The organism is Pseudoclavibacter terrae (assembly GCF_008831075.1).
In the GTDB taxonomy this organism is placed as follows: domain Bacteria; phylum Actinomycetota; class Actinomycetes; order Actinomycetales; family Microbacteriaceae; genus Pseudoclavibacter; species Pseudoclavibacter terrae.
In genome coordinates this window covers 235,277-247,225 of sequence record NZ_WBJX01000001.1, presented here as the reverse complement: position 1 = coordinate 247,225, position 11,949 = coordinate 235,277, and the positions used below count along the sequence as shown (strand labels likewise).

General features: G+C 70.0%; 10 protein-coding genes. 2 read left to right on the top strand and 8 right to left on the bottom strand.

The window, feature by feature from the left end; genetic code table 11:
- Positions 1-2: 2 nt before the first annotated feature.
- A complete protein-coding gene (locus F8O03_RS01225; RefSeq protein ID WP_151422038.1) occupies positions 3-1,391 on the bottom strand; it encodes a dihydroorotase in 1,389 nt (462 codons plus the stop codon).
- A gap of 214 nt (positions 1,392-1,605) precedes the next feature.
- The gene (locus F8O03_RS01220; RefSeq protein ID WP_151422037.1) at positions 1,606-2,088 is read right to left on the bottom strand and encodes an Lrp/AsnC family transcriptional regulator; all 483 of its coding nucleotides are present in this window, start codon (positions 2,086-2,088) and stop codon (positions 1,606-1,608) included.
- Positions 2,089-2,229: 141 nt separating this feature from the next.
- Here F8O03_RS01220 and ald point away from each other — a divergent pair, with 141 nt between their 5' ends.
- Positions 2,230-3,351: an alanine dehydrogenase gene (ald, locus tag F8O03_RS01215; RefSeq protein WP_151422036.1), complete on the top strand. Its 1,122-nt coding sequence runs from the start codon at positions 2,230-2,232 to the stop codon at positions 3,349-3,351.
- Between the two features lie 457 nt (positions 3,352-3,808).
- On the opposite strand, the gene F8O03_RS01210 is transcribed toward ald, so the two are convergent.
- From F8O03_RS01210 to F8O03_RS01190, 5 genes are all read right to left on the bottom strand, one after another.
- Positions 3,809-4,564: an ABC transporter permease gene (locus tag F8O03_RS01210; protein WP_151422035.1), complete on the bottom strand. Its 756-nt coding sequence runs from the start codon at positions 4,562-4,564 to the stop codon at positions 3,809-3,811.
- The gene (locus tag F8O03_RS01205; RefSeq protein ID WP_151422034.1) at positions 4,564-5,307 is read right to left on the bottom strand and encodes an ABC transporter permease; all 744 of its coding nucleotides are present in this window, start codon (positions 5,305-5,307) and stop codon (positions 4,564-4,566) included. Before F8O03_RS01205 ends, F8O03_RS01210 begins: the two co-directional genes overlap by 1 nt.
- Positions 5,304-6,368, bottom strand: coding sequence for an ABC transporter ATP-binding protein (locus F8O03_RS01200; RefSeq protein WP_151422033.1), 1,065 nt, complete (start codon positions 6,366-6,368; stop codon positions 5,304-5,306). Before F8O03_RS01200 ends, F8O03_RS01205 begins: the two co-directional genes overlap by 4 nt.
- 49 nt (positions 6,369-6,417) lie before the next feature.
- Positions 6,418-8,100 carry an aromatic amino acid ammonia-lyase gene (locus F8O03_RS01195; RefSeq protein ID WP_167516428.1) on the bottom strand — a complete coding sequence of 561 codons (1,683 nt, stop codon included), beginning with the start codon at positions 8,098-8,100 and terminating at the stop codon, positions 6,418-6,420.
- A 161-nt stretch (positions 8,101-8,261) separates the two neighbouring features.
- The gene (locus F8O03_RS01190; protein WP_151422031.1) at positions 8,262-9,197 is read right to left on the bottom strand and encodes an ABC transporter substrate-binding protein; all 936 of its coding nucleotides are present in this window, start codon (positions 9,195-9,197) and stop codon (positions 8,262-8,264) included.
- Between the two features lie 243 nt (positions 9,198-9,440).
- Here F8O03_RS01190 and F8O03_RS01185 point away from each other — a divergent pair, with 243 nt between their 5' ends.
- A complete protein-coding gene (locus tag F8O03_RS01185; protein ID WP_244295803.1) occupies positions 9,441-10,382 on the top strand; it encodes an asparaginase domain-containing protein in 942 nt (313 codons plus the stop codon).
- Between the two features lie 332 nt (positions 10,383-10,714).
- On the opposite strand, the gene purM is transcribed toward F8O03_RS01185, so the two are convergent.
- Positions 10,715-11,827, bottom strand: coding sequence for a phosphoribosylformylglycinamidine cyclo-ligase (purM, locus tag F8O03_RS01180; protein WP_425280946.1), 1,113 nt, complete (start codon positions 11,825-11,827; stop codon positions 10,715-10,717).
- Between the last annotated feature and the right edge of the window lie 122 nt (positions 11,828-11,949).

The window sequence follows — 11,949 nt, the reverse complement described above, 5'->3', positions numbered from 1 at the left end:
GATCAGACCAGGACCTCTCCCCGGCCAGCGCCCGCGAGCAGCCCCGCGGTGTCGGAGTAGACCAGCTCACCACGGGAGAACGTGTGCGTCACGCTGCCACCCGGCGACATGCCCTCGTACGGCGTCCAGCCGGCGTTCGAGAGCATCCGCTCGAGCTCGATGGATACGTCGCCCGGCGTGAACACGACGATGTCCGCGTCCTTGCCCACCTCGAGCGAGCCCTTGCGCGCGTCGAGACCGTACCGGCGCGCTGGCGCGATGGTGAGCGCATCCACCGCCTGCGACAGCAGCGCCTCGGACGCGTCGCGACGCAGCGCCCCGCCGAGCGTCGCGGCGACGAGCGTCTGCACGCCGGGAGCACCCGAGCTGTTGTCGAGCATCACGTCGTGCTCCTTCAGCTCGCGCGACCACGGCGCGTGGTCGGAGCTGACGACGCTCACGGCGCCACGCCCGATGCGGTCCCACAGGCCCTCACGTGCGGCGGCATCGCGCAGCGGCGGGTTGATCTTGAGGTGCCCGCGCTGCGTCTCGAGATCGTCCTCAGTGAAGGTCAGGTAGTGCGGGCACGTCTCGAGCGTGACGTCTGCGCCCTGCGAGCGGTACCACTCGACGAGGTCGACGCTGCGCGGCAGCGACAGGTGGCAGACGTGCAGGCGGGCGCCGGTGTTCGCGGCGACCTCGAGCGCCGTCAGCACGCCGAGCGTCTCCGAGACCGGCGGACGCGACCGCGAGTGCGACTGCGGGTCGGTGCTGCCCGCCGCCCGTTCCTCCCGGAGGAGCGACTGGATGATCTCGTTGTTCTCCGCGTGCGTGCAGAGGGTGCGGCCAGCGTCCCGGACCGCGGCCATGACGCTCAGCAGCTCACGGTCGTCGATGCGGGGGAAGCGCGTCTCGTGCGTGTGGAAGAGGGAGACCTTGAAGCCGACGGCCCCCGCCTCGGCGAGCTCGCCGGCCGCGCGCCACCCGCCCCCTGGCGCGAGGGTGCCGAGGAGCGCGACGTCGATGTGCGCCTCGTCGTTCGCGAGATCCTGCTTCGCGCGCAGCCTGTCCAGGCTGTTGATGGGGCCGGTGCCGTCGTACGGCATCTCCACGATCGTCGTCACGCCTCCCGCGGCCGCGGCCCTCGTCGACGCGGCGATGCCCTCGCCGCCGTGCGAGAGCGAGTGCACGTGCGCATCCACGACACCGGGCAGCACGTAGGAGTCTCCGACATCGACCAGCCTGGCACCTGCGGGTGCCGGGGAGCGAGACGCGCCGGTGTGCACCGCAACGATTCGGGGCCCCGCGGCCCACACCTCGCCGGGCCCCCAGACGCCGCGCGCATCCCGGATCCTCCCGCGCACGATGAGGGTCGCGACGAGGTCTTCCTGCGGCTGCGCTGCTGGCTCCATGCACACAGAATAAGAACGCAACGGCGGTTTCGACTAGTGCGTTCTTAGATCACGGGATGAAGTCCGGATGCAGGTGGCGTGGCGGAGGCGAGGCGGGCAGAGAAGGTGAAGAACCTGCTGGCTGCAGACCTGGGGCTTCGGCAGGCAATAGCTGCGCCGAGCATGCGCAACCCCAACGTCTGTGCCTGAGCTCTGGGCAGGCAGGCAGATCAGTTCAGCGGATGCGGTGGTGGTCGAAGACGATGCTCGTGCGCGTGGACGCGACTGCCGGGTGCGTCGAGAGGTTCGCCACCACGAACTCACGGACATCGTTCGAGTCGCGCACGGCCACGTGCACGATGAAGTCCTCCGAACCGCCGAGGAAGAAGATCTGCACCACCTCGGGCAGGCCCCGCATCTCATCTGCGAAGTGGGCGAGCTCCTGACGCTGCCCGGAGCGGATGTTGACGCTGATCAGGGCCTGGAGGGCGAGGCCAAGCTGCGGCAGCCCGACATCGGCGGTGAAGCGCGTGATGATGCCCCGATCGACGAGCGAGCGCACGCGCGCGATGCACGTCGACTGCGCGATGCCAACGGCATTCGCGAGCTGCGTGTTCGACTGGCGTGAGTTCGCCTGCAGCAGATCCACGAGCCGACGGTCGACGTCGTCCAGCAACCCGGCATCCACGCCCCGAAGTTCCTTCGGTGTTCCAGCCATGCGCGTCCCCTTCGATCACAGATTTCTACCAATACTGGCCCAAAAACCGTGATTCCTGCGGCTCTCAATCCGTTCGAAACACTTTCTGCACATGATTTCCGAAGAACAGCACCGAATCAGCACGAACACAAAGAGGTCATCATGCGCATCGGGATCCCTGCCGAGATCAAGAACAACGAGAACCGCGTCGCCATCACGCCCGCCGGAGTGCACGAACTCGTGCGGCACGGCCACGAGGTGCTCATCGAGTCGGGCGCCGGGCTGGGCTCCGCCATCACCGACGACGCCTACGAGGCCGCCGGTGCACGTATCCTCGCGACCGCCGACGAGGTGTGGGCGCGCGCAGAGCTGCTCCTCAAGGTCAAGGAGCCCGTCGCCTCCGAGTACCGCCACATGCGGCCAGACCTCGTGCTCTTCACCTACCTGCACCTCGCCGCCGACCGGGCGCAGGCGGAGGCGCTCGCCGGCGCAGGCACGACCGCGATCGCCTACGAGACGGTGCAGCTGACGAACCGCTCACTGCCGCTGCTCACCCCCATGAGCGAGGTCGCTGGCCGCCTCGCGACCCAGGTCGGCGCGTACCACCTCATGAAGGCCGCCGGCGGGCGAGGCATGCTGCTCGGCGGCGTCCCCGGAACGCCGAAGGCGAAGGTCGTCGTCATCGGCGGCGGCGTCGCCGGCGAGCATGCGGCCGCGAACGCCGTCGGCATGGGCGCCGACGTCACCATCATCGACCTCAACATCCCCCGGCTCCGGGAGCTCGAGGTGCAGTTCCAGGGCAAGATCCAGACGCGCGCGTCATCCGCGTACGAGATCGCGGCGCAGCTCGCCGAGGCCGACCTCGTCGTCGGGTCCGTCCTCATCCCCGGTGCCGCCGCACCGAAGCTCGTGACCGACGAGATGGTCGCCGGCATGAAGCACGGGTCGGTGCTCGTCGACATCGCCATCGACCAGGGCGGATGCTTCGAGGGCTCCCACCCGACGACCCACGACGACCCGACGTTCCCCGTGCACAACTCGATCTACTACTGCGTCGCCAACATGCCTGGCGCCGTGCCGGAGACCTCGACGCGCGCGCTCACGAACGCGACGCTGCCGTACGTGACCGCCATCGCCGACAAGGGGTGGAAGCGCGCCATGCAGGAGAACCCGGCGCTCGCGCTCGGCCTCAACGTGCACGGCGGGCACATCACCAACCGCGGTGTCGCGACGGCCCTCGGCCTCGAGTACCGCCCCGTCGACGAGGTCCTCGCCGCGGAATGACCGCCGCGTCGACGGGGACCGTCCCACCGAGTGTCCCCCCGTCGACGAGCTTCGCTCCGCCGAGTAGCCGCCGCGTCAACACGTCCTCGCCGCCGAGCAGCCGCCACGTCGACGGGGTCCGCTCCGCCCGTGTGCGCCGAGGCGAACGCTAACTGAGCGCGACCCGCGCCTCAATCGCTGCCAGCCGAATGGCCCTTGAGCCCCGAGCCAACGCAAACGCCGCCAGCCAGGTGGCCCTTCTGGAGCATCCAGAAGGGCCACCTGGCTGGCAGCGATCGAGCTGCGGGGCGGGTGCGCGCGCCGGCCCCTGGGATGCCGGCGACCGGGGTGCCAGCGCAGGCTGGGATGCCGGCGACCGGGGAGCCAGCGCAGGCCGGCCGGGCCGGCGACCGGGGAGCCAGCGCAGGCCAGGGAATCCGCGCAGGCCAGGGCACCCGCGCAGACTCCGACCGGACAGCTACGCGCTGGTCGTGGCGACGCTCGTGGATGCGACGGTCGCACCGGAGACGGCACCGGCGCTCGAGCCCGGCCTGGAACCCGACCCGGAACCCTTCGGACCCCGCTTCTTGCGGCCGGGGACGACGAGGCGCCCGAGCAGCGCGAGGATGCCATCGACGACCAGCGCGAGCCCGGTCACCAGAATCGCGCCGACGAGTACCCGCCCGTAGTCGGTGACGGCGAGGCCGTCGAAGATGTAGCGTCCGAGGCCGCCGAGGTTGACGTAGGCCGCGATGGTCGCGGTTGCGATGACCTGCAGCACCGCGCTGCGGAGGCCGGCGACGATGAGCGGCATGGCGTTGGGCAGTTCGACCTGCCACACGATCTGCCACTCGGTCATGCCCATGGCTCGTGCGGCATCCACGGTCGCGCGGCTCACGTTGGCGACACCCGAGTAGACGCCCGCGAGGAGCGGCGGCACGGCGAGGATGACCAGCGCGATCACGGGCGGGAACAGGCCGAGGCCCATGAGCAGCACGAGCAGCGTCATGAGGCCAAGGCTGGGGAGCGCCCGGAGCACGTTGGCGGTGGCGACGATGAAGGTCGTGCCCTTGCCGGTGTGGCCGATGACGAGGCCGAGCGGGAACGCGATGACGGCCGCGAGTGCGACGGCGAGCAGCGAGTACCAGAGGTGCTCGCCGACGCGGGCCGGAATGCTCGCGGAGCCGACCCAGTTGGCCGGGTCGAGGAAGTAGGACAGCATCTCGTTGAACATCAGACGTTTGCCTTCTTTTCCGGAGAATCGAGTCCGATGACGGTGTCGAGCATGGCGGTCTCCGTGCGCTCGCTGGGTGCGCGCTTCGACGCGCGCTTGGCCTTCACGCGACCGCTGCGAAGCCACGGCGTGGTCGCGACGCCGATGAGGGCGATGATGCGGTCGAAGATGAACGCGAGGACGAGGATCGTGATGATGCCCGCGAAGATCTGGTCTGGGTAGTCGCGCTGGAAGCCGGCGGTGAAGAGCTGACCGAGGCCGCCGACGCCGATGACGGCGCCGACCGAGACGAGCGAGACGTTGGTGACGGCGACGACCCTGAGGCCGGCGACGAGCACGGGGATGGCGAGGGGCAGCTCGACCTCGATGACCCGTTTGATCGCCGAGAAGCCGATGGCGCTCGACGCGTCCTTGACGTCGGCGGGCACGGCGTCGAGCGACTCGAGCACGGTGCGGATGAGGAGCGCCGTCGAGTAGAGCGTCAGCGCGATGACCACGTTGAGGGGGCTGATGATGGGCGTGCCGACGATCGAGGGGATGACCACGAACAGCGCCAGGGACGGGATCGTGAACACGATGCTCGCGACGACGATGGCGGCCGCGCGACCCCGGGGGCGCCCGACGAGGAGCATCCCGAGCGGCAGCGCGATGACGAGGCCGAGGACCGTCGGCACGACGGAGAGCAGCGCGTGCTGGATGATGATGGGCCAGACGGTGTCCCAGTTCGCGATGAGCCAGTTCATGACCGGTCGCCGCTCGAGTCGGCGACGCGCGCGAACACCGTCTCGCCGCGCACGACGCCGGCGGCGACGCCGGCCTCGTCGACGACGACGGCCAGGCCCGCCGGGGAGGCGAGCACCGCATCCAGCGACCGGCGCAGGTTGTCGTCGAGGGTGACGACCGCGCCGACGGGGACGCGCAGCGAGCTCGCGCGGTGCAGCCAGGCGTCGGGGCGGCCGTTGTCGTCGACGGCGAGCGACCACTCGGAGTTGTGGGGGTCGAGGCTGATGATGCCGGCGACCGGCTCGGCGAGGGGCTCCGCGGTGAGCGCGGCATCCCGGAACGTGAGGGCGCGGTAGCCGCGGTCCTTCGAGATCATGCTGGACACGAACGTGTTCGCCGGCCGCGTCATGACCTCCTCGGCCGCCGCGTACTGGTGCAGCACGCCGCCAGGGCCGAAGACGGCGATCTTGTCGCCGAGGATGAGGGCCTCGTCGATGTCGTGCGTCACGAACACGATCGTCTTCTTCAGCTCGCGCTGCAGGCGGATCATCTCCTGCTGCAGCTCGTCACGCACGACCGGGTCGACGGCGCTGAACGGCTCGTCCATGAGCAGGATGGGCGGGTCGGCCGCGAGCGCGCGGGCCACGCCCACACGCTGCTGCTGGCCGCCCGACAGGTCGGCGGGGTAGCGGTGCACGAGCTCGGGGCGGAGGCGAACCCGCTCGATGGCGTCCATCGCCTTGGCGCGGGCCTCCTTCGCGGGCACGCCCTTGAGCCGGAGCACGGTCGCGACGTTGTCGAGCACGGTCCGATGCGGGAAGAGTCCCGCGTTCTGGATGACGTAGCCGATGCCGAGGCGCAGCTGCGTCGAGGGCACATCCGCGACGTCCTTGCCCGCGACCGTGATGCGGCCGCTCGATGCGTCGATCATCTTGTTGATCATGCGCATCGACGTCGTCTTGCCGCATCCGCTGGGGCCGACGAACGCCGTGAAGGAGCCTTCCTCGATGTCGAGGCTGAGGTCGTTGACCGCGGTGGTGCCGTCCGGATACGTCTTGGTGACGCTCTCGAAGGTGATCATGCTGCTCCTTGGCTGGGGACGGGGTGATCTTGGTGCGAGAGCCGACGGCTCACGCGTCCTGCACGTGCTCGCTCAGCTCGGCGATGTCGGCGCGCACGCGGTCGATTCGCTGAGAGGTCATGATGGCGGGGTCGTTGAGGGCGAGCGTCTCACGGATGCGCTTCGAGAGCTGCACCACGAGCGGTGCGCGGTCCTTCATGGAGGGCGCGGGGGCTGCGACGCCCACACCGACCGCGAGCAGCGCCTCGATGGCGAGGAGCCGCTCGGCGGCCTCCAGGCTGTCCTCGAGGAGGCGCACGGCGAGGTAGCCCTGCGCGTTGTGGTCTTCGACGCCGTCGCCGACGACCCCGCCGAGGTGCGAGACGGGCGCCGCGAGCTGCTGGAGTCGCGCCATGAGCGACGAGGCCGTGTTCGCGAGGATGACGGGCACGAAGGGATGCTCGGCGTCGTCGATCGACAGCACCTGCTCGACAAGCGAGCGCTCGGAGCGGAGGCGCCTGATCATGAGGGAGCAGCGCCGCTCGCTCATGATGCCGAAGTGCGCGAGGAGGAGGCGGACCGAGTCGGCGGTGATCGCCATCTGGATCGTCGAGAAGTTGCCGTTGGAGATGATGACGTCGTTGTCGACGTCGATGTACGGGTTCTCGCTGCGCGCGTTCAGCTCGACCGTGACCGACTCGCGCAGCACATCCGCCTGCTCGATGAGCGTGCCGTGCACCTGCGGGACGGTGCGCATGGAGAGGGGGTCCTGCAGTGAGCCTGCCGTGGCGGGGCCGTAGGCGCGACTCGAGCCGAGGAGCGAGCGGAAGCGGGCGGCGGCGCGGATCTGACCGGGGTGGGGTCGCGCCGCGACGACCTTCTCCTGGAAGCCCTTGACGCTGCCGTTGAGGGCATCGAAGGTGTGGGCGACGACGAGGTCCGCTGAGGCGGTGAAGCGGTCGAGTCGCACGGAGGTGAGGGCGGCGATGCCCACCGAGGCGGCGTTCGCGCCGACGAGGGCGAGGCCGTCCTTCGCGGCGAGCTCGAGCGGGACGAGCCCTGCCGTCGCGAGCGCCTCGCGAGCGGGGACGGTCTGCGTGCCCGTCTCGTCGAGCACCCGGCCGCGGCCGACGAGCACGTTGCCGATCGCCGCGAGCATGGAGAGGTCCGCCGCGCCGACAGAGCCCTCTGACGGGATGGCGGGGGTCACGCCGCACTCGAGGAGGCAGCGCAGCCCCTCGAAGAGCGACGTCGTCGCACCCGAATTGCCCTGCGCCATGACGGCGAGGCGCGCGAGCATGACGGAGCGAGCCTCGATCGGGGTGAGGTTCCTGCCGACCGCCGCGTCGTGGGACGCGAGGACGAACAGCTGGAACGCGTGCTGCAGCTCCTCGGGAATCTCCTGGTCGCGCAGCGGGCCGAGGCCGCGATTCACGCCGTACGCGGGCTCGCCGCGCGCCATGACGCTCTCGATGACGCCGCGGGCCTCCGCGAGCCGGACCCGGACGTGCGGGTCGATGTCGAGGTGGCCGACCGTGACCGCCAGCCGCTCCAGGATGCGCGGCGTCATGCGGTCGCGGCCGATGACGAAGCTCGAGAGCGGCAGCGACGCGTCCGCGCTGGTCCCCGCGAGCGCGTTGACGCCAGCGGACGACCCGTCCGTGACCGAGCGCTTCGCCTGCGCGGCACGCCTGTTGGGGCGCATCGTGGGGCGCACTTGCGGCCGCTGCTCGGCGTCTGCGTGCTGCTGCATCCGGAACTCGCTTCTGGTGGATCTTGGAACTGGAGGGGTGAAGAAAGCGGGGGAGGTGGGTTCGGCGGTCGTGCCTGGTGGTGCTGCCAGGAGGTGTGGATGCGGACGGCGCGTGGCCGGACGCATCCACCCTCCGGGCGGTCGAGCGGGTGCCCCGGTGCTTACGCGCCGAGGAGGCCCTTCTCGGTGAGCCAGTCGGTCGCGGCCTTGGTCGGCTCGACCTTCTCCTCGCCCGAGACGCGCGTGTTCAGCGCGATGAGCTCCTCAGTGGTCAGCTGCGCCGAGATGGCGTCGATGACCTCAGCGACCTCGGGGGTGAGCTTCTCGGTGTTGCCGACAGGGACGACCTGCTGCGCCGGGAAGTTGTTCTTCGGGTCCTCGAGCACGACCAGGTCGTTCTCGACGATCGCGGGCGACGTGGTGAAGATGTTCGCCACCTGCACCTGTCCGCTGACGAGCGCGTCGACCGTTGCCGGTCCGCCACCGTCGGCGATGGGGGTGAAGGCGCTGGGCTCGACGCCGTAGTTCGCCTTCAGGCCGGGCAGGCCCTGGGGGCGCTCCTGGAACTCCGCCGGGGCACCGTAGGTGATCTCGGCGTTGTGCGCGGCGAGGTCGGCGATGGTCGTCAGGTTCCACTTCTCAGCGGTCTCCTTCGTGACGACGACCGCGTCCTTGTCCTCGGCCTCGGCCGGGGTGAGGCCCGTGAGGCCCTCCGCCTCGAGTGCCGCGGTGAGACCCGTGTTGATGGTCTCCGCGTCCGCCGTGTCCGCCTCGGGGTCGAGGAAGATGAGCAGGTTGCCGGTGTAGTCGGGGATCAGGTCGATCGATCCGTCCGACAGCGCCGGGATGTACGCCTCGCGCGAGCCGATGTTGAACTGCGTCTCGACGGTGAAGCCGGCATCCTTGAGCGCTTCCGCGTACAGGTTGCCGATGATCTCCGACTCCGGGAAGTTCGCCGAGGAGACGACGATGGTGTCGCCGGACGCTGCTCCCTCGTCCGTTCCAGCGTCGGGGGCGGTCGGGTTCGAGCAGGCTGAGAGGAGACCGATCGCTGCGAGCGCGGCGATGCCTCCAGTGATCAGGCGTGTCTTCTGCATTGGGGTTTCCCTATCTTCGGCGGTAGCCAGAACATCAGTGATGTGCGGCCATCTTAGGAATGTGCCCCATGAATTCGGGACGCGCTTCCCGGAAGGCGCGAATTAACTCTGTGTTACGTGCCCAACGCACGGGAAAGCACCCGTGTTCCCTCGACTCGCGCCGCGCATCTCGATTGGATCTCGGCGACGTCGGCGAAGCCGTCCCCAGCGCACGCCCCAGCGAAACCGGGTAGACATGTGACCGTGACGACCACTGCGCCTCTTCCCCTCATCGCCGTCATCGCGACGGGCGGCACCATCGCCAGCACGACAACCGCCTCGGGGGCGACGACGCCCAGTCTCGGCGCGGATGCGCTGCTCGCAGGGGCAGACGCGCCCGGCGCCCGCCTGCGGCCCGTGAACCTCATGGCCGTCGACTCGTCGAGCCTCACCCTCGGCGACATGCAGTCCATCAGCGACGAGGTGCGCCGCCAGGTTGAGGATGACGAGGTCAGCGCCGTCATCGTGCTGCACGGCACCGACTCCATGGAGGAGTCGTCGCTGCTCACCGACCTGCAGCTCAAGAGCTCGAAGCCCGTCATCTTCACCGGTTCGCAGTTCACCGCCGAGTCTGAGGCGCCGGACGGTCCCGCGAACGTCGCCGCAGCCCTCGCCGCCGCGCTCGACCCCGCCAATCGCGGGCGAGGCGTGCTCGTCGCGTTCGGCGGCCGACTGCTCAAGGCGTGGGGCCTCACGAAGGCATCCGCAGACCGGGCGGATGCGTTCCGGAGCGTCACCGACAGGCCCGCCCGCCGGCTGCATCTGCCGGCGCCGGTCACCGGAATGCGCGTCGACACCGTCGCCGTCATGCCGGGCGGCGACGCCACGCACCTGCACGCGAGCCTCGAAGCCGGCGTGCAGGGCATCGTGCTCGTCGGCCTCGGCTCCGGCAACGCCAGCCAGAGCATCGTCTCCGCCGCATGGGAATGCCAGGCGTCCGACATCCCGCTCGTCGTGTCCAGCCGGGTGCCCTTCGGCGTCCTCAAGGCCAGCTACGGCGGAGGCGGGGGCGGGCACGACCTCGCGGTCGTCGGCGCCATTCACGCGGCGGTCCTGCGCGCCGGGCAGGCGCGCATCCTGCTCGCCGCCCTCCTCGCCAACGAGGCCACGAGCGAGGACATCGCGGCGGCGTTCGCCGCCGAGTAGTCGGGCGGCGGGCGCCGCGGCTGAGCGCAGCCATCACGGACGCCTGTCCGACTTCCGGGATCGATGAGCGCCGGAGACGCCGCAACGCGCGAACCCGGCCGTTTCATCACGGACCTTGGCCAGGTGGGCGCGGATCTTCCGGGCGCCGCTTCGACGTTGCGCGAACGCCTGTCCAACATCAGTGCAATATCGGGCCCGAGAGCGCCGAAACGCCCTCGAAGCACGTTTATCGCACTGATGTTGGTCAGGCCGCGCGAAGACCAGCGTGCCCGTGCCCGTGCCCGTGCCCGCGCCACCTCGCGCGTCCGAGAGAAGCGGCGACTCCCGTCCTGCTAGCCGGCGTAGCTGCCGACGAGACGCACGGCGCCGCCGTCGACGCCCTTGGCGCCCTGCTCGAAGCCGTCGAAGTCGCGGGCCTCGGTCGAGATGGTGCCGGCGACCCAGGAGGGGAGGCCAGCGGCCTCGAGCCACTCGACGACCGCGGATGCACGCTGCGCGTCGACGACCGCGAACATGCCGATGCCGAGGTTCCAGGTGCCTTCCGTCGACTCGAGGTCGGTGCCGGCGAAGCCCGAGAGGACGACGAAGATGTCGTTCGGGGACCAGGCGCCGCGGTCGAGCTCGATCCACGCTCCCTGCGGGAGGACGCGGGCGAGGTTCGCGGCGATGCCGCCGCCGGTGACGTGGCTGAAGGCGTGCACGGCGCCGTCGAGCGCTGGCTCGGCAAGAAGACGGACGAGCGGGCCGGTGTAGAGGCGCGTCGGCTCGAGGAGCACTTCGCCGACGACCCCGCCCAGCTCTGCTGAGGTGTCCGTGAAGGCGAGACCCTGGTCGGCGATGATGCGGCGAACCAGCGAGTAGCCGTTCGAGTGGAGGCCGCTCGACGCGATCGAGATGACGACGTCGCCGTGCTGCACGCGCTCTGGTCCGAGCATCCGGTCGGCCTCGACGACGCCGACTGCGGCACCTGCCACGTCGTAATCGTCTGGCCCGAGAAGGCCGGGGTGCTCTGCCGTCTCGCCGCCGGTCAGCGCGGTGCCGGTCTCGGCGCACGCCTTCGCGATGCCCTCGACGATCGAGGCGATGCGCTCAGGCACCACGCGGCCGCAGGCGATGTAGTCGGTCATGAAGAGGGGCTCCGCGCCCACGACGATGATGTCGTCGACGACCATCGCCACGAGGTCCTGGCCGATGGTGTCGTGCTTGTCGATGGCCTGCGCGATCGCGACCTTCGTACCGACGCCGTCCGTCGACGTGGCGAGGATGGGCTTCGTGAACGACGTCAGACGCGACGCGTCGAAGAGGCCCGCGAATCCGCCGACGCCGCCGAGCACTTCTGGTCCGTGGGTCGCCTGGACGGCGCGCTTCATGAGCTCGACGGCGGTGTCGCCCGCGCGGGTGTCGACGCCAGCGGCGGCGTAGAGGTCGTTGCCTGACACAGGGATGCCCTTTCCTCGGGGGGATGCGCCCAACAGCCTAGCCCGCCGCGAGGGTGACGCCGGAAGCGAACCCTTCCCACGCTGGTGCGCGCGGACCCGCCAGCTGTGACAAAATCGAAACATCGTTC